At 66.5% G+C, this 16,174-nt stretch carries 18 protein-coding genes; 11 read left to right on the top strand and 7 right to left on the bottom strand.

Annotated elements, in window-relative coordinates; genetic code table 11:
- The first annotated feature begins 10 nt into the window (after positions 1–10).
- The 3 genes from ACETII_RS07550 to lysA all read left to right on the top strand — a co-directional run bounded on the left by ACETII_RS07550 (position 11) and on the right by lysA (position 2,907).
- A complete protein-coding gene (locus ACETII_RS07550; RefSeq protein ID WP_472787645.1) occupies positions 11–1,288 on the top strand; it encodes a GNAT family N-acetyltransferase in 1,278 nt (425 codons plus the stop codon).
- 74 nt (positions 1,289–1,362) lie between these two features.
- Entirely contained in the window at positions 1,363–1,635 is a 273-nt protein-coding gene (gene lptM, locus ACETII_RS07555; protein WP_472787646.1) for an LPS translocon maturation chaperone LptM, read from the top strand.
- Between the two features lie 6 nt (positions 1,636–1,641).
- Positions 1,642–2,907, top strand: coding sequence for a diaminopimelate decarboxylase (lysA, locus tag ACETII_RS07560; RefSeq protein WP_472787647.1), 1,266 nt, complete (start codon positions 1,642–1,644; stop codon positions 2,905–2,907).
- A 39-nt stretch (positions 2,908–2,946) separates the two neighbouring features.
- Here the strand turns inward: lysA and ACETII_RS07565 are convergent, their stop codons facing one another.
- Positions 2,947–5,223, bottom strand: a complete 2,277-nt coding sequence (locus tag ACETII_RS07565) for a SulP family inorganic anion transporter (RefSeq protein WP_472787648.1) — start codon at positions 5,221–5,223, stop codon at positions 2,947–2,949.
- Positions 5,224–5,340: 117 nt separating this feature from the next.
- Positions 5,341–6,351: an NAD-dependent epimerase/dehydratase family protein gene (locus tag ACETII_RS07570; protein WP_472787649.1), complete on the bottom strand. Its 1,011-nt coding sequence runs from the start codon at positions 6,349–6,351 to the stop codon at positions 5,341–5,343.
- 112 nt (positions 6,352–6,463) lie between these two features.
- Here ACETII_RS07570 and ACETII_RS07575 point away from each other — a divergent pair, with 112 nt between their 5' ends.
- Together ACETII_RS07575 and ACETII_RS07580 are read left to right on the top strand one after the other, a co-directional pair.
- On the top strand, positions 6,464–7,069 hold the full coding sequence (locus ACETII_RS07575) for a cytochrome b/b6 domain-containing protein (RefSeq protein WP_472787650.1): 606 nt from the start codon (positions 6,464–6,466) through the stop codon (positions 7,067–7,069).
- Between the two features lie 202 nt (positions 7,070–7,271).
- Positions 7,272–7,475, top strand: a complete 204-nt coding sequence (locus ACETII_RS07580) for a hypothetical protein (RefSeq protein WP_363350303.1) — start codon at positions 7,272–7,274, stop codon at positions 7,473–7,475.
- Here the strand turns inward: ACETII_RS07580 and truA are convergent.
- The 3 genes from truA to def form a co-directional block, all read right to left on the bottom strand.
- On the bottom strand, positions 7,469–8,206 hold the full coding sequence (gene truA / locus ACETII_RS07585; RefSeq protein WP_472787651.1) for a tRNA pseudouridine(38-40) synthase TruA: 738 nt from the start codon (positions 8,204–8,206) through the stop codon (positions 7,469–7,471). The genes ACETII_RS07580 and truA overlap by 7 nt on opposite strands.
- A gap of 161 nt (positions 8,207–8,367) precedes the next feature.
- The gene (fmt, locus tag ACETII_RS07590; protein ID WP_472787652.1) at positions 8,368–9,294 is read right to left on the bottom strand and encodes a methionyl-tRNA formyltransferase; all 927 of its coding nucleotides are present in this window, start codon (positions 9,292–9,294) and stop codon (positions 8,368–8,370) included.
- A 3-nt stretch (positions 9,295–9,297) separates the two neighbouring features.
- Complete coding sequence (def, locus tag ACETII_RS07595; RefSeq protein ID WP_472787653.1) at positions 9,298–9,861, bottom strand: peptide deformylase; 564 nt, start codon at positions 9,859–9,861, stop codon at positions 9,298–9,300.
- Between the two features lie 176 nt (positions 9,862–10,037).
- Between def and ACETII_RS07600 the strand changes: the two genes are divergently transcribed.
- Both ACETII_RS07600 and ACETII_RS07605 read left to right on the top strand, forming a co-directional pair.
- Positions 10,038–10,598, top strand: coding sequence for a LemA family protein (locus ACETII_RS07600; RefSeq protein WP_363350307.1), 561 nt, complete (start codon positions 10,038–10,040; stop codon positions 10,596–10,598).
- A 119-nt stretch (positions 10,599–10,717) separates the two neighbouring features.
- Positions 10,718–11,827 carry a M48 family metallopeptidase gene (locus ACETII_RS07605; protein WP_472787654.1) on the top strand — a complete coding sequence of 370 codons (1,110 nt, stop codon included), beginning with the start codon at positions 10,718–10,720 and terminating at the stop codon, positions 11,825–11,827.
- Between the two features lie 10 nt (positions 11,828–11,837).
- Here ACETII_RS07605 and irrA read toward each other — a convergent pair whose 3' ends face one another.
- On the bottom strand, positions 11,838–12,287 hold the full coding sequence (gene irrA, locus ACETII_RS07610) for an iron response transcriptional regulator IrrA (protein ID WP_363350309.1): 450 nt from the start codon (positions 12,285–12,287) through the stop codon (positions 11,838–11,840).
- 291 nt (positions 12,288–12,578) lie between these two features.
- Between irrA and fabA the strand changes: the two genes are divergently transcribed.
- From fabA to ACETII_RS07630, 4 genes are all read left to right on the top strand, one after another.
- Positions 12,579–13,100 carry a 3-hydroxyacyl-[acyl-carrier-protein] dehydratase FabA gene (fabA, locus tag ACETII_RS07615; protein ID WP_363350310.1) on the top strand — a complete coding sequence of 174 codons (522 nt, stop codon included), beginning with the start codon at positions 12,579–12,581 and terminating at the stop codon, positions 13,098–13,100.
- A 188-nt stretch (positions 13,101–13,288) separates the two neighbouring features.
- Positions 13,289–14,512: a beta-ketoacyl-ACP synthase I gene (gene fabB, locus ACETII_RS07620; protein ID WP_363350311.1), complete on the top strand. Its 1,224-nt coding sequence runs from the start codon at positions 13,289–13,291 to the stop codon at positions 14,510–14,512.
- Positions 14,513–14,645: 133 nt separating this feature from the next.
- Complete coding sequence (gene fabI, locus ACETII_RS07625) at positions 14,646–15,455, top strand: enoyl-ACP reductase FabI (protein ID WP_363350312.1); 810 nt, start codon at positions 14,646–14,648, stop codon at positions 15,453–15,455.
- Positions 15,456–15,471: 16 nt separating this feature from the next.
- Complete coding sequence (locus ACETII_RS07630; RefSeq protein WP_363350313.1) at positions 15,472–15,795, top strand: c-type cytochrome; 324 nt, start codon at positions 15,472–15,474, stop codon at positions 15,793–15,795.
- A 3-nt stretch (positions 15,796–15,798) separates the two neighbouring features.
- Here ACETII_RS07630 and ACETII_RS07635 read toward each other — a convergent pair whose 3' ends face one another.
- Complete coding sequence (locus tag ACETII_RS07635; RefSeq protein ID WP_472787655.1) at positions 15,799–16,098, bottom strand: hypothetical protein; 300 nt, start codon at positions 16,096–16,098, stop codon at positions 15,799–15,801.
- Positions 16,099–16,174: the final 76 nt, after the last annotated feature.

Below are 16,174 nucleotides of genomic sequence, written 5' to 3' on the forward strand. Positions count from 1 at the left end.
GGGGATCAAGATGGGACAAAGCGCGGGATTTGCGAAGGCCGCCGCGCCGTTTCTGCGGGGAAGCCGCCTGGCCGGCGTCTTCGTCGGATGGAGCCGCGGCTTCGGCCGTGCGGCGCAGAGCGCGCCGCACGTCGCGACTGGAGCATGGCTCTTGCCGAAGCCAGTAGCCTTTCAGGCGGTTGAGCTTTCGCCGCAGGCGATCGAAGAAGCGCGGGCAGACTGGAGCGCCCTCGCCCAAGGGGCGCTCGAGCCCAGCCCCTTTTTCGAGCATGGCTTCGCTCTCGCCGCGGCGCGGCACCTTCCGCCCGACGACCGGCCGCGCTTCATTGCTCTTCGCAACATGCACGGCGACCTCGCCGCAATCTTTCCGCTCGCGCCGACGGGCCTTTCCGGCGCCGATGGGCTCGTTCGCGTGTGGCGCGGCGACTTGACGGCGCTGGCGACGCCGCTCGTGCGCCGCGATCAGGCGCCGGAGACGCTCGTCGCTTTTCTGGACTGGGCCGCAGCGGCGAGCCCCGCCGCGGGCGCCCTGTTTCCCCGCGTGCCCCTCGGCGGCGCGTTCCACACCGCGCTCGTCGACGCGGCGACGCGGCGGGGGCGGCGCATCGAAATACTGGAAAGCTTCGCCCGCGCGGCGCTCACGCCGGGAGGATCCGCCGACGAAAAATGCAGGCGGGCGGGCGGACTCAAGAAGGTGAACGACATCCGCCGCACCCAACGCCGCCTCGCCGAGCGCGGCGCCGTCGAGTTTGGGATCGTCGCCGATGCGGGCGCGGCGCGGGCGGCGGTCGAGGAGTTTCTGGCGCTCGAAGCCTCGGGATGGAAGGCCGGGCGCGGCGCCTTTCTCTCCGAACCCGCGCGAGCGACGTTCTTGCGCAGCGCCACGCGCCTTCTCGCCGTCGACGGACTCTGCAAAATCGCCGCGCTGCGCCTCGACGGGCGGGCGATCGCCATGGCGATCCTGCTCCAGAGCCAGAACCGCAGCTACTGTTGGAAAATGGCCATCGACGACGGCCTGCGCGCCCTGGCGCCAGGCGTTCAGCTCGCTCATGCGCTTGCCGCGCTTCAGCTCGCGCGGCCGGAGATCGAGCTGACCGATTCCTGCGCCATCGCCAGACATCCGATGATCGGCCGGCTGTGGCCGGATCGCGTCGCGGTCTGCGACATTGCGGTCTCGCTGCGCGACGAGGGTTTCGAGGCGGCTCTGCGCCGCGAGCAGAGGCGGCGGCGGGTGCGGGAGTTCGCCAAGCGCGCCGCGAACAGGCTCTTGAAACGTAAAGTGAGTTGAGGCGGCGCTCTCGCCTTTTCGGGCGGGATCGGTATAGTGCCGCCGTTTCGTAAAAAACGCCGGACGGACAGCCCGTGACGCCTCGCCCTCTTCGCCTCATTCTCCTGCTCGCCGCCGCTGTGGCCGGCCTGTCCGCCTGTGGCCGTCGCGGGCCGCTGGAGCTGCCGCCCGACGTGCAGGCGCGCGGCGCGGCGCTCAGGGCGCAACAGGAGGCGGCGCTGGCCAAGACCGGTCCGAAGCCCGCGCCCGGGCAGGCCGTTCCTGCGCCGCCGCCCCCGCCCATTCCCGGAACCATCGGGAACCGCCCGCCGGAGGACTATCCCTTCCCGCTCGATCCGCTGCTCTAAAAGCCCATGCGCCATTTCGATTATCGCGGCGGCGCGCTCTACGCCGAGGACGTCGCCGTGTCCGATATCGCCGCGGCGGCGGGCACGCCCTTCTACGTCTATTCCGCGGCGACGATCCGCCGGCATTTCCGCGTCTTCGCCGAAGCCTTCCAGGGGCTCGACGCGCTCGTTTGCTATGCGATGAAGGCCAATTCGAACCAGGCTGTGCTGCGTCTTCTCGCCAAGGAAGGCGCCGGCATGGACGTCGTCTCGGGCGGCGAACTCGCCCGCGCGCTGGCGGCGGGCGTCCCCGGATCGAAGATTACGTTCTCGGGCGTCGGCAAGACGGACGAGGAGATCGCCGCCGCGCTCGACGCCGGCATCTTCTGCTTCAACGTCGAATCCGAGCCCGAGCTCGAAGCGATCTCGCGCATCGCCGCGGCGCGGGGCGGCGTCGCGCCCGTGTCTCTTCGCGTCAATCCGGACGTGGACGCGCGGACGCATAAGAAGATTTCGACCGGAAAGGCCGAGAACAAATTCGGCGTCCCGCTCTCGCGCGCCCGCGAGGTTTACGCCCGGGCTGCAAAACTTCCGGGGATCAGGGTTTGCGGCGCGGACATGCATATCGGCTCGCAGCTCACCGACCTCGCGCCCTTCGACGAGGCCTTTTCGCTGCTGGCGGAACTCGTCACGGACCTGCGCGCCGACGGCCATGACATTAGCCATGTCGACCTCGGCGGCGGACTCGGCATCCCCTATCACGAGGGCGACGATCCGCAGTCCTATCACCCCGAGCGCTACGCCGAGATCGTGCGGCGCCATTTCGGCGGGCTCGGCTGCAAGCTCGTCTTCGAACCCGGGCGCCTCATCGTCGGCAACGCCGGCGTGCTGGTCACGCGCGTGATTTACGTCAAGCGGGGCGAGGCCAAGACTTTCCTCATCGTCGATACGGGGATGAACGACCTCGTCCGCCCGACGCTCTATGACGCCTGGCACGACATCATCCCCGTTCGCGAGCCGGTGGACCGCCGGGAGATCATTGTGGACGTCGTCGGGCCGGTCTGCGAGACGGGAGACTATGTCGCGCTCGACCGGAAGCTGCCGGAGGCGCTCCCCGGCGAGCTGCTGGCCGTCCTCACCTCCGGCGCCTATGGCGCGGTGCAGGCGGGAACCTACAACACCCGCCCGCTGATCCCCGAGGTTCTGGTAGACGGCGACCGTTTCGCGATCATCCGTCCGCGTCCGAGCGTCGAGGAGCTCATCGCGCTGGATCGCGCGCCCGACTGGATTTGACCGGGCCGGGCGCAGCGCAACCCGAGGGTCCGCGCAGCTTTACAGCGCCCTGCGTCTCATGCTCCGCATGAGCCCCGCGATCAGGTGATCCTTGTCATGGATGCGCAGGCAGAGACGGCGCGCAATCAGGCTGTGAAACGCCAAGGCCAGATGCGGATGCGTCTCCTCCAGGCGCCGAACGTCGGCTGGCGCGACACGAATAATCCGGCAATCCGTCTCGGCGCGGATCGTCGCGGTGCGGGGTCCGCCGGTGTAGAAGCCCAGCTCCCCGACCATCGTCCCCGCCACCAGCGTGCGGACCCGCATCGGCGCCCTGCCCTCATAAGAGACCAGGACGCTCGCCCTCCCGCTCTCGATGAAGGCGAGGTCGTCCGTGACCGCGCCTTGCGTCATCAGCTCCGCCCCCGCCGGGATGTCGCCCATTGTGAAATGGTCCAGGAAGACGCGGGCCGTCTCGGGCCCGAATTGGGCCGCGAGCGTCGCTGAAAGGGTTTCCGGCTCGCATCGTTCGCCGCCGGCCGCCGCAAGGGCGCGCTCCTCGCACCATTCCAGCGCCTCGTCGAGCGACGGCGCGAAGACCGGCGTTGCGCCATCGGGGCGATGCGCCTTGCGCAGCCGCGCGGCGATCTCGTCGGGCATGGCCGCGAACAGGACGCCTATGTTTCTTTCAGCGGCGACTTCGCAGATTCGCTCAAAGGAAGAGACCGCCGAACTGTCGACGCCGTCGACCCCGCCGAGATCGAGAATGAGCCAGCGCAGGTCCTTCGTCCGGTCGATTTCGGCGCGGACGGCCTTCAACAGGCGATTGGCGACTCCGAAAAACAGAAACCCCTGCAGATAGAGAACGAGCCGCTCCTGCGCCGTACGCCACAAAAGCTCCCGGTCGCCGTGCGCGCGCCAGACATTGCTGACGGCGACGTCGCCGAAATAGCGCGCCCGCACCGGCGCGCCGAGGCCGTAGGTGACGGTGAAATGCACGCATCCGATCACGACCCCCGCAAATATGCCGACGATCACGTCGTAATGCACGGAAAGCGCAACGACGATCGGGATGGCGGCCCATTCGCCCAGGGGCATTTTCGCTTTTGTCTGGTAGACCCATTTGTAGAGCAGGCTCAAGCCCAGAAAGAACAGCAGGCCGCCGAGCGCCGTCACCGGGATGACGCCGAGAACGGACGGAAAAACAAATGGCAGAACGCCAGTGAGCAGCGTGGCGAGCAGGGGGGCGAGCCGGCTCTGCGCGCCCGCCTCCTGCAACGTCATGCTGCGGGCGAAGGTGACGAAGCCGATCGTGCCGCCGGCGAGCCCGCTCGCCAGGGACGAGAGCCCCCCGGCGACGAGCTCGCGATCGATGCGCGCTTCCCGCCGCGTCGCGGTCTCCAGGCCGGTCGCCGTGAGCAGGAGGCTGATCGGGCAAACGAGGGCGAGAACGACGAGCGCAAGAGCCTGATGCGAAAGGGCCGTCCAGTCGACATGCGCCAGCGTGTCCCAACGCCAGGGAATGGATGGCTCCAGATTTGACGGAAAGGCGATGAGCCACCCCCCCGCGCGCTGCGCCGCGAGGCCGACGCCGAGGAAGGCGAAGACCGCGTGGTGGGCGAAGATGCAAAGGGCGATGAGGGTGGGGAGAACGAAGGGCGACCGCGCGCGCGGGGCGACATAGCCGAACGCGCCCGCGATGGCGGCCATGGCGGCGAGACGGAGATTGGCGGCCGGGTCCGAAAACATGTCGAGGCCCGGCGGCCGCCCGAGCGCGACCCGCAGCCCGCCCGCCGCAAGGATCCATCCCGTCGTCCCGACGAAGCCGGCCATGACCTGCAGCGGCATGAGACGAACGATCGCGCCCGCGCGTCCCAGCCCGAGGCAAAGAAGGGATGCGCCCGCAACGACGCCGGCGATCGCCATGCCGACAATCACGGTGGCGAGAAGCGACCGCGGCTCGGCCTCCCGTCCCATTTCGCCCGCGATCGCCGTCGCAACCATCGCCATGATGGCGGTGGCGTTGTTGTCGAGCGTGCCGCAGGCGAAACGAAACGAGCTCGCCAGGCCGGTCACGAGACCTGCGACAAGGCTGGTGACGAGCATCGCCGCGAGCCCGGCCGGCCGGCCAAACGCCAGCGGCCCGGAATAGACCAGCGCCGTATAGGAGAGCAGATAGGTCGCCGAAACAGGGAAGAGGACGAGCGCCGAAAGCGTGTCCCCGACCAGAGCTTTCAGCCTGCCCGAAATGGCTCGGACCCCGTCCAGCCGGGAACGCCCGACGTTGTCGTCCGCGGTCCGATGGTCGCCCGGCGGCGCGCTGTGTTCATTCAGCATTAATCACATTTGACCGCGTTGAAGCCGGACGGCGCGCGGCTCCCAGTGTAGACACCCGCGCGATTTTCCAGACATGAGAACCGGCGCCTTGACGTTTTTAACTTGCGCATACGACAATCAAATTTGCAGCGGACCATACTTGGCGCGATAGTCCCGATACCATTCCACCAGCGCTTTCACCCCCTCCTCGACGGAGGTCTGCGGCCGATACCCAGTGAGCCGCTCCAAGAGGTCGGCGGAGGCGAAGGTGCGCGGCGCGTCGCCTTTCTGCATGTCGAGATAATTGCGGATCGCTTTTTTGCCGACGACCTTTTCCAGCGTATCGATGAAGTCGAGAAGCTGCACGGGCGCGCCGCCGCCGATATTCACCACGCGCCAGGGCGCAACGGGGGAGACGGAAGGGTCGCCGGCGTCGCGCTCGGGGACGCAGTCGACGAGCCGCGCCACCGCCTCGACGAGATCGTCGACATAGGTGAAGTCGCGCGACATGTTTCCGTGATTGTAGACGTCGATCGGGCGCCCGGCTTCGATGGCGTCGAGAAACTTCAACGGCGCCATGTCGGGGCGGCCCCAGGGGCCATAGGCGGTAAAGAAGCGGAACAGCGTGGTCGGGATCGCCCATAGATGCGCATAGGAATGCGCCATGACCTCGCCGGCCTTCTTGCTCGCCGCATAGAGGGTCAGCGGATGGTCGGTGCGGTCGTCCTCGAAAAACGGCACGGTCGGGTTTGCGCCATAGACGGAGCTGGTCGAGGCGATGAGCAGATGGCGCGGCTTGAGGAGGCGCGCGATTTCCATCACGTTGAAAGCGCCGACGAGATTGGATTCGACATAGGCGCGCGGATTTTCGAGGCTGTAGCGCACGCCGGCCTGGGCGGCGAGGTGGATGATGACGTCCGGGGCGCTCTGCTCCGCGGCGTCCGTGAGCGCCGCCATATCTTCGAGCATGGCGACATTGTCGTGGTAGGTCTCATGCTGGAGAAGGATGTCGCGCCGCGCCTGTTTCAGCCGCGGATCGTAATAGGGCGTCAGCCCATCGAAGCCGTCGACCGTATGGCCCGCGGCCAGCAGCCGCCGCGCCAGATGAAAGCCGACGAATCCGGCCGCGCCAGTGATGAAAATGCGCATGCGTCGCCTTAAGATTGACGAGACGGGCGGCAAGTCCGGTTCTCGTCTTTGATCAATCCCCGCCGGGCTGTCAACGACGGGCGGGGCGCCCCGGCAGGATGCGGAGCCGAGCGTGAAGGAAGAAAAGCATGTCATTCACCCGCTCGCGTTGCGGGTGCTGCACTGGGTGAACGCGCTCGCCGTCATCATCATGATCTTGAGCGGCTGGCGCATCTACGACGCCGCGCCGATCTGGAATTTCGAGTTTCCGCGCGGCCTCACCCTCGGCGGCTGGCTCGCGGGCGCGCTCGCCTGGCATTTCGCCGCCATGTGGCTGCTCGGCGCAAATCTCGTCGCCTATCTTCTTTACGGCGTGCTCACGGGCCATTTTCGGCGTCGCCTGCTCCCGCTCTCGCTCGCCGGCGCCTGGCGCGACATTCGTGACGCCGTCGCCGGAGAAACCGCGCATGCGCCGGGACGCTACACAGCGGCGCAGCGCGTCGCCTATGTCTTTGCGATCCTCGCCATCGTCGTCGCCATCCTCTCCGGCCTCGCGCTGTGGAAGCCGGTGCAGCTGCAGGAACTCGCCGCCGTCATGGGCGGCTATGAGGGGGCGCGGCGGGTGCACTTCTTCGCAATGACCGCGCTGGTTCTTTTCATCCTCCTGCATGTCGCGCTGGCGGTGAGCGTCAAGGGCGTGTTGCGGCCGATGGTGACGGGCCGAGCCGAGCCGGAGTGACGCAGCGGCGTAAATTGCACTTTTTCGAGAAGGATGATGCTCGATCGCAACTCAGAATAGCGGCCGCCGGAAAGCCGCCGCAATAAAAACGCCGCCGGGTCAATTGCTTGGCGCAACATCTCCTTCGTTTCGCGGCGTCATGGCGTCGGGCCAAGCCGGTTCGATTCGCCGGCGCGCGGGGGCGTTACCAGAGGGGATTTTCATGATCCAAAATGAACCCTGCGTTAACGGCATTCTTGCCGCCGTTCTGTCGGCGAGCGTCATTCCTTTGCATGGCGCGCTGGCCAAGGAGAAATCGGCGAGGCTTCAAAAAGCCATCGGCAAGTCCGCAAATGTGAAGTCCGTATGGCCGGACGCCCCGACAATCGCGGTCGTGAAGCGACAAGCGCCGTCGCCGGCTCAGTAATCGACCGCGACGAGATAGAGACCGTGCGGCGGCGCGACTTGTCCGCAGCGCGCACGGTCTTTCGCGACGAGCGCCGCTTCGAGATCGTCGGCGGTCCATTTGCCGGTCCCGACATGTTCCAGCGAACCGGCCATGGAGCGCACCTGATTGTGCAGGAAGGAGCGGGCGCAGGTGACGATTTCGATGCGGTCGCCCTCACGGCGCACGTCGAGCCGCTCCAATGTCCGGATCGGCGAATTGGCCTGGCATTCCGAGGCGCGGAAGGTCGTGAAGTCGAAGCGACCGACGAGCCGTTGCGCCGCGGCGTGCATCGCTTCGGCGTCGAGCGGGCGCTTGACGTGCCAGGCGCGTCCGAGCGTCACGGTGAGCGGCGCGCGGCGATTGTCGATCACATAGCGGTAATGGCGGCGGATCGCTGAAAAGCGCGCTTCGAACGTCTCTGGAACCTCCCGCGCCGCGAGCACGGCGATCGGGTCGGGTTTCAAATGCGCATTGAGCGCGTCGCGCAGGCGATCGACCCGCCACTCGCGGACGAGATCGACATGAGAGACCTGGCCGAGCGCGTGGACGCCGGCGTCCGTGCGACCCGCGCCGTGAATGACGGCGCGTTGGGCATTGATGGCGAGAACCGCCTCCTCCAGCCGCTGCTGCACGGAGACGCCGTTGGCCTGCCGCTGCCAGCCGACGAACGGCCCGCCGTCATATTCTATCGTCAGGGCGTAACGGGGCATTTAAGCGACGGGTTCGAACTGCCGAGGCGGCCTCGTCCTTCGAGACGCGAGCGTCGCTCGCTCCTCAGGATGAGGCCTGCGCGCTTGCCGCCAAGGACGACGTCCGGAAGGAGCCGCCGGAGACGGCGTCTCGACGCACGAGGGGCGACGCCTCGCCTTTCTCATGCCAACACGGCGCCCCTGGCGAGCTGGCGGCCGCGCAGGAATTCCTCGATCCCCATCTCCCCCTTGCCGGCGCGCTGGACGCGCAGCAGGCGCAGCGCCCCCTCGCCGCAGGCGACGAGGCCTTCGTCGTCGAGAACCGCTCCCGGCGCGCCCTTGCCGTCCTCGATCTTCGTGCGCAACACTTTCACCCGCTCGAGGCCATGGCCGAGATCGGCCTCGAAAAAAGCGCCCGGAAAGGGCGCGAGGCCGCGCACGTGATTGTGCAGATCGCGCGCGCTCCGGCGCCAGTCGATGCGCGCTTCGGCCTTGGCGATCTTCTGGGCGTAGCAGGCGCCCTCTTCCCGCTGTGGCGTGAAGCGCAACTCGCCCTTGGCCAGAAGATCGAGCGCGTCGGCCATCAGCGGCGCGCCCAGCGCGGCGAGCCGGTCGTGCAGCTCGCCGGCCGTCATGTCCGGGCCGATGGGAGTTTTGGCGGTCAACGCCACCGGACCGGTGTCGAGCCCCGCGTCCATCTTCATCACCTCGACGCCGGTCTCGGCGTCGCCGGCCATGATGGCGCGCTGGATCGGCGCCGCGCCGCGCCAGCGCGGCAGCAGCGATCCATGCAGATTGAGACAGCCATGTTTCGGCGCGTCGAGGATCGGCTGCGGCAGCAAAAGCCCGTAGGCCGCGACCACCGCGACATCGGCGCCGAGCGATTTAAACGCTTCCTGCTCCTCGGCGCCACGCAGGCTCTTCGGCGTGCGCACGGGAAGCCCTTGAGCGTCCGCGAACTGATGAACGCTGGATTTCTTTTCCGACATTCCCCGTCCGGCGGGGCGCGGCGGCTGGGAATAGACCGCCGCGACCTCATGGCCGCGGGCGCAAATCTCTTTCAGCAGCGCCGTCGCGAAGTCCGGCGTGCCCATGAAGATGAGGCGCAATCGTCAGGCCCCGGCTTCTTCCGACTGGCGGGCGGCCTCGCGGCGCTGCGCCGCGATCTCGTCGAAGCGGGCCGCCTTCGCGAATTTCTTCACGACGCGCTCGCGTTTCAGGCGCGAGATATTATCGATGAAGAGCCCGCCCTCGAGATGTTCGAGCTCATGCTGCACGACGGTCGCCAGCAGGCCGGCGGCGTCGAACTCCTGCGTCTTGCCGGCGCGGTCCAGATGGCGGACCCTGACCAGGGCCGGCCGCTTCACGTCGTCGAAATAATCCGGCACCGAGAGGCAGCCCTCGTTGTAGGAGGAAAGCTCCTCGGAGGCCCAGACGATCTCCGGATTGATGAGGAACAGCGGGTCGCGCTCCTCCTCGGACTTGCCGATGTCGACGACGACCATGCGCTTGGCCACGGCGACCTGAATGGCCGCGAGCCCGATGCCGGGCGCGGCGTACATGGTCTCCAGCATGTCGTCGAGAATCGTCAAGATCTCGGCGTCCACCCGCTCGACAGGCTCGGAGATCTTGCGCAGGCGCGGGTCGGGAAGGGTGAGGATCGGCAAAAGAGCCATAGTCGGTTTCTTTTAGGGTTCGCCGCATGTCGCGGAACTTGAGGCTTTGCGCCAAGAGATAGGCGTGAGCGGCCTTTCCGTCAAATGGATCGCCTTTGCCTCAAGGCCCGAGACGGCTAACATGAGCCGGTTCGGCCGAAGCGGTTGCGCGTAACGGCCGAGGGGAGGGTCGATCCATGGCGTTACTGGTTTTTCTCGGCCTCGTCGCCGCCGTCGGCTTGTGGCTCGTCGGCGTCTACAACGGGCTCGTCAATCTGCGGCAGCGCTCGCGCCAGGCCTTCTCCGATATCGCCGTCCAGCTGAAGCAACGCCACGACCTGGTTCCCAATCTCGTGGAGACCGTGAAGGGCTACGCGACCCACGAAAAGACCACGCTCGAGGACGTGATCCGGGCCCGCAACGCCGCCGTCGCCGCTTCGGGACCCAATGCGCAGGGCGCCGCCGAGGGGGCGCTCACGGGCGCGCTCTCCCGCCTCATCGCGCTGTCCGAGGCCTATCCGGACCTCAAGGCCAATCAGAACTTTCAAGAGCTGCAGGGAGAACTTGCCGATATCGAGAACAAGATCGCGGCGGCGCGGCGCTTCCTCAACAATACGGTCGCCGAATATAACGCCACCCGCGAGGGCTTTCCCGGCTTCCTGATCGCCCAGCGTTTCGGTTTCGAGCCCATGGACTATTTCAATCTCGACGCCGCCGAGCAGAAGGCGATCGAAGCCGCGCCGAAGGTGCAGTTCTGAACTTTCACGGTGGCGACCGAGCGATGCGGCGGGCGGGCGGCTAAACGCGCCGCGTCGAGCGCATGACGGTGGCAGCAAGCGCGAGCCTATAAAACTCGCTTTTCGGACAAGACCCGCCCATGTTCAAAGCCTATGGCCTCTATTCCCACATCCGCGCCAACCGGCTGAGGTCGGCCTTTCTGCTCGGCGGTTTCGTCGCGCTGCTTCTGGCGCTCATGTTCTCCTTCTCGCTGCTCTACGAGGCCGTCGCCTCGGGAGACGCGCCTTTCGACGTCATTCTCGCGCGGGCGAAAAGCGACTTTTTCTACAACTGGCCGGTGGGCGTCGCGGGGGCGGGCGCGTGGTTCGTCATCGCCTATCTTTTCCATCAGCGGATGATCGACTTCGCCACCGGCGCCCGCGCCGTCAGCCGCGACGAATCGCCCAGGCTCTACAATCTCCTGGAAAATCTCTGCATCTCGCGCGGCGTTCCGATCCCCGCGCTTCAGATCCTCGAAAGCGACGCGCTCAACGCCTATGCTTCCGGCTTGAAGGAAGGCGAATACAAGATCGCGGTGACGCGCGGCCTGCTGGTCGAGCTCACCGACGCCGAAATCGAGGCGGTGCTCGCCCATGAGCTGACCCATATCCGCAACCGCGACGTTCAGCTCATGGTCATCGCGGTGATCTTCGCCGGCATTTTCGCCTTCGTGGCCGATCTCACGATCCGGCGGTGGGATTTCCCCTTCGGCTTTTCGCCCCACCGGCCGCCCGAGCGGGAGGATAATCGGCGCGAGAGCGGCGCGGGACTCGCGATCCTCATCGCGCTGCTGGTCATCGCCTTGAGCTGGGGCGCCTCGGTGCTGATCCGCTTCGCGTTGTCGCGCTCGCGCGAGTTTCTCGCCGACGCGGGTTCCGTCGAGCTGACCAAGAACCCCGACGCGATGATTTCCGCCTTGCGCAAGATCGAGGCGCATGCGGTCATCCCGGCGATGCCGTCCCGCATGCACGCCTTCTTCATCGAAAGCCCGGCGCGCGTGCAGGAGTCGGGCTGGTTCTCGACCCATCCGAGCGTGGACGAACGCGTGCGCGCGCTGATCGACTACGCTGGCGGGCGGGACGTGGCGATCGCGCCTTCGGCCGACTCGTCTCCGATCGAGGGCAACCTGGCGGAAGTTCCGGCGCCAGAAAGCGCCTTCCTGCCGCGCGACGGCCGCCATCCGCTCGATCCGCGGGGACCCTGGGGCTGATCGGGGGCGATCACCCCTCTTCCCGTCGCAGCCGGACGACGACGTCCACCCGGTCGATGCGCAGGCCCTTGGGCGGCGTCGGCAGATTCGCCACGGTCACGTTGGACCCCGGGATGTCGTGAAGCTCGCCGTCGTCCTCGACGAGGAAGTGGTGGTGGTCCTTGACGTTGGTGTCGAAATAGACGCGCGCCCCATCGACGGCGATTTCGCGCAACAGGCCCGCGTCCGTGAACTGATGCAACGTGTTGTAGACGGTTGCGAGCGACACCGAGAGATGGGCGGCGACGGCCTCGTCGAAGAGGCGCTCGGCCGTCACATGACGGTCGGCGCCGCGAAACAGAAGTTCGCCCAGCGCCAAGCGTTGCCGGGTCGGGCGCAGGCCGGCCCCGACGAGCATGTCGTGAACGGAATGGCGCTCGGGCAGGTCGGGGGAGAGCGGTCGGTTGGCGAAAGCGTCCATGGTCGGCGGCTCGTGAGACCTCAGGAATTATTTGACCTATACCAAAAACGCGCGCAAACCTCAACTTTCGCGAGGCTTTCCGGGCCGCTGGCCCGCCCGCGGAAAGCAGGCGCTTCCGGCGCGCCTCCGGCTATGTTACGGAACGTCGGCCCTTCGAAGAGCGGCGTGGCGTCCAGGTGGAACGCAGGCCGTCAAAAACAAGCGGGCGTCGCGTCCTTCAGCTTAAGGGCGGAGAGTCGCGAAAGGGATGGAAAGAGGGCTTTTCAAAGCTCCAGCGGAGGCGGTGAGACCATGAGCGAACGGCGCTCGTCATTCGGCTATGAGGATTTGTTGGCCTGTGGGCGCGAAGAGCTCTTCGGCCCGGGGAATGCGCAGCTGCCGCTGCCGCCGATGCTGATGTTCGACCGCATCACCGAGATTTTCGAAGAGGGCGGCGAGCACGGCAAGGGCTATATGCGCGCCGAACTCGACGTCAAGCCGAGCCTGTGGTTCTTCGACTGCCATTTCAAGGGCAATCCGGTCATGCCCGGCTGTCTCGGCCTCGACGCGCTGTGGCAGATGGTCGGCTTCTACCTCGCCTGGCTCGGCAACCCCGGCCGCGGCATGGCGCTCGGCGTCGGCGAAGTGAAGTTTTCAGGCCAGGTGCGGCCGACGGCGAAGCTCGTCACTTATGGCGTCGACCTCAAGCGCGTTCGCACCGGCAAGCTCGTCCTCGGCATGGCCGACGGCTGGGTCGCGGTCGACGGCGAGCGCATTTACGAGGCGAAGGATCTGAAGGTCGGCCTCGCCAACGCGGCCGCAGCGGCGGCGTAAGTAAAGTAAGGCGGCTTCATCCTTCGAGACGCGCGTGGCGCGCCCAAAGGACGAGGTTGCAGATATTTCGACGGCGCGGGCCGGTTTTCCTCACCCTTAAGGAGGAGGCGGCGTCGCCGCCGTCTCGACGGGCGAGGAAAACGCCCTCGGCGCCAAGGAAGCGGCGCGCGCCGCCAGGGGAGAGTAAGATGAGACGAGTCGTCGTCACCGGCATGGGCATCGTATCGTCGATCGGCAACACCACGCAGGAAGTGATCGCCTCCCTGCGGGAGGCGAAGTCGGGGATCGTGCGGGCGGAGAAATACGCCGAACTCGGCTTCCGCTCGCAGGTTCACGGCATGCCGACGCTCGACGCCGCGACCGTGGTCGACCGCCGCGCCATGCGCTTCCACGCGGCCGGCACCGCCTGGAACCATGTCGCCATGGAGCAGGCGATCAAGGACGCAGGCCTCTCGGAAGACGAGGTTTCCAACGAACGCACCGGCATCATCATGGGGTCGGGCGGGCCGTCGACTCGCACCATCGTCGAGTCGGCCGACGTCACCCGCACCAAAGGGCCCAAGCGCGTCGGCCCCTTCGCGGTGCCGAAATGCATGTCCTCGACCGCCTCGGCGACGCTCGCCGTGTGGTTCAAGATCAAGGGCGTGAATTATTCGATCTCCTCGGCCTGCGCGACCTCGAACCATTGCATCGGCAACGCCTATGAAATGATCCAGTACGGCAAGCAGGACGTCATCTTCGCCGGCGGCTGCGAGGAGCTCGAATGGGAGCTGTCCGTGCTCTTCGACGCCATGGGCGCCATGTCCTCGGCCTATAACGACCGGCCGGCGACGGCCTCGCGCGCCTATGACAAGAATCGCGACGGCTTCGTGATCGCCGGCGGCGCCGGCGTGCTGGTGCTCGAAGAATATGAACGCGCCAAGGCGCGCGGCGCCAAGATCTACGCCGAAGTCGCCGGCTATGGCGCGACCTCGGACGGCTACGACATGGTCGCGCCCTCGGGCGAAGGCGCGGTGCGTTGCATGCGCCAGGCGCTCGCCACGGTGAAATGTCCGATCGACTACATCAATCCGCACGCCACCTCGACGCCCGTCGGCGATTTGAAGGAGATCGAAGCGCTGCGCGAAGTGTTCGGCCGCGAGGACAAATGCCCGCCGATCGCCGCGACCAAGTCCTTGACCGGCCATTCGCTCGGCGCGACCGGCGTGCAGGAGGCGATTTATTCGCTGCTGATGATGCAGAACGGCTTCATCTGCGAGAGCGCAAACATCGAGGAGCTCGATCCGGAGTTCGCCGATATGCCGATCCTGCGCGAGCGCCGGGACAATGTGAAACTCGGCGCGGTTCTGTCGAACTCCTTCGGTTTCGGCGGCACCAACGCCACGCTGGTCTTCAAGCGGCCGGAGGCTTGAGAATTTATTAGAGATGCGCGGCGGTTTGCTTTGAGGCCCGCCGCGCGTTCGCGGCTTCTAAACATTTCGACGCGTTTGATGGGGCGAGGCGCTCAACCGCAAGAGCGCCCGCTCGCGATAGAGAAAGCATGTGATGACGGTTGCGACTGGTTTGATGCAGGGAAAGCGCGGGCTCGTTATGGGCGTCGCCAACGACCATTCGATCGCTTATGGAATCGCCCGCGTGCTTGCGCGCCAGGGCGCGACGCTCGCCTTCACCTATCAGGGCGAGGCGCTCGGCAAGCGCGTGAAGCCGCTCGCCGCGGAGTTGGGCTCCAATCTGGTCCTGCCATGCGACGTCGAGGATATCTCGACGGTCGACGATGTTTTCGCACGGCTCGAATATGATTGGGGCGAGATGGATTTCCTCGTTCATTCCATCGCCTATTCCGACAAGAGCGAATTGAAGGGGCTCTACGCCGACACCTCGCGCGAGAATTTCATCCGCACCATGGTCATCTCCTGCTTCTCCTTCACCGAGGCCGCGCGCCGCGCGGCCGCGTTGATGAAGAACGGCGGGTCGATGGTGACGGTGAGCTTCGGCGGCGGCACCCATGTCATGCCCAATTACAATGTGATGGGCGTCGCCAAGGCCGCGCTCGACTCGTCGGTGCGTTATCTCGCGGCGGACTACGGTCCGCGGGGCATTCGCGTCAACGCGATCTCGCCCGGCCCCGTGCGCACCATGGCGGGCGCGGGCATCACCGGCGCGCGCTCCATGGGGGCCTTCCAGAAGCAGCATTGCCCGCTGCGGCGAATGATCACGCTCGATGAAATCGGCGGCTCGGCGCTTTATTTCCTTTCCGAGCTCTCCGGCGGCGTCACCGGCGAGGTTCATCTCGTCGACGCCGGCTACAACATCATGCTGCAGCCGCGCCCGGAGGATTTGAACGGGACCGAGTAATTTTGGAGCGATGAAAATGCGATTGGCGTTTCTTTCGACCCTCGTCTTCCTCTCCCTCGCTCCTACCGCCGCTCTGGCCCAGGGCGGCGATCCGGCTGTCGGCGCGCGCCTCGCGCGAGAGACCTGCGCGAGCTGCCACGCCGTCGGCGCCGATCCGCACGCCAAGAGCCCCGATCCCAACGCGCCCGCCTTCGTCGACGTCGCCAAAATGCCCTCAGCGACGGAATTGTCGATCAAGGTCTTCCTGCGCTCCTCGCACCGGAACATGCCGAATTTCATTCTCTCGCCCGAGGAGGTCGACGGGGTGACGGCGTATATTCTGGGGCTGCGGAAGAAGTAGCGGTCAGATCATCTGCATGGGAATCCCGAGCGCGGGACCGGCGGCGAATAATTTCTGGTCCAGCGTGCAAAGCGTCGCGCCGTAGTCGGCGCAGATCGCGAGATGGGCGGCGGCGCCGCCGCGCAATCCGAGCGCGTATTGGTCGACGATGCAGCGCTGATCCCTCCCCTTTACGGGGAGGGTGGCCCCGCCGTCAGGCGGGGTCGGGTGGGGTAGGCCCCAGCCACAACCTGGCGGCGCGAACCCCACCCGGCGGCCTTCGGCCGCCGACCTCCCCGTAAAGGGGAGGTATTGCCCACACACAGATGGCCGCTTCTCCTGAAACGCTGCGCAGCCGCAATGCGACGGTCCTGTGGGCATTTGACTCTTCGCTTGACTC

This window comes from Methylocystis sp. NC52PC, assembly GCF_055698645.1.

Excerpts from the sequence above, each read along its gene's own strand:
- fabI (WP_363350312.1), top strand. The coding sequence starts at position 14,646 with ATGACGGTTGCGACTGGTTTGATGCAGGGAAAGCGCGGGCTCGTTATG.
- ACETII_RS07580 (WP_363350303.1), top strand. The coding sequence starts at position 7,272 with ATGATCCAAAATGAACCCTGCGTTAACGGCATTCTTGCCGCCGTTCTG.
- truA (WP_472787651.1), bottom strand. The coding sequence starts at position 8,206 with ATGCCCCGTTACGCCCTGACGATAGAATATGACGGCGGGCCGTTCGTC.
- ACETII_RS07630 (WP_363350313.1), top strand. The coding sequence starts at position 15,472 with ATGCGATTGGCGTTTCTTTCGACCCTCGTCTTCCTCTCCCTCGCTCCT.
- ACETII_RS07565 (WP_472787648.1), bottom strand. The coding sequence starts at position 5,223 with ATGCTGAATGAACACAGCGCGCCGCCGGGCGACCATCGGACCGCGGAC.
- irrA (WP_363350309.1), bottom strand. The coding sequence starts at position 12,287 with ATGGACGCTTTCGCCAACCGACCGCTCTCCCCCGACCTGCCCGAGCGC.
- ACETII_RS07605 (WP_472787654.1), top strand. The coding sequence starts at position 10,718 with ATGTTCAAAGCCTATGGCCTCTATTCCCACATCCGCGCCAACCGGCTG.
- fabA (WP_363350310.1), top strand. The coding sequence starts at position 12,579 with ATGAGCGAACGGCGCTCGTCATTCGGCTATGAGGATTTGTTGGCCTGT.
- ACETII_RS07600 (WP_363350307.1), top strand. The coding sequence starts at position 10,038 with ATGGCGTTACTGGTTTTTCTCGGCCTCGTCGCCGCCGTCGGCTTGTGG.
- ACETII_RS07550 (WP_472787645.1), top strand. The coding sequence starts at position 11 with ATGGGACAAAGCGCGGGATTTGCGAAGGCCGCCGCGCCGTTTCTGCGG.
- fabB (WP_363350311.1), top strand. The coding sequence starts at position 13,289 with ATGAGACGAGTCGTCGTCACCGGCATGGGCATCGTATCGTCGATCGGC.
- lysA (WP_472787647.1), top strand. The coding sequence starts at position 1,642 with ATGCGCCATTTCGATTATCGCGGCGGCGCGCTCTACGCCGAGGACGTC.
- def (WP_472787653.1), bottom strand. The coding sequence starts at position 9,861 with ATGGCTCTTTTGCCGATCCTCACCCTTCCCGACCCGCGCCTGCGCAAG.
- ACETII_RS07570 (WP_472787649.1), bottom strand. The coding sequence starts at position 6,351 with ATGCGCATTTTCATCACTGGCGCGGCCGGATTCGTCGGCTTTCATCTG.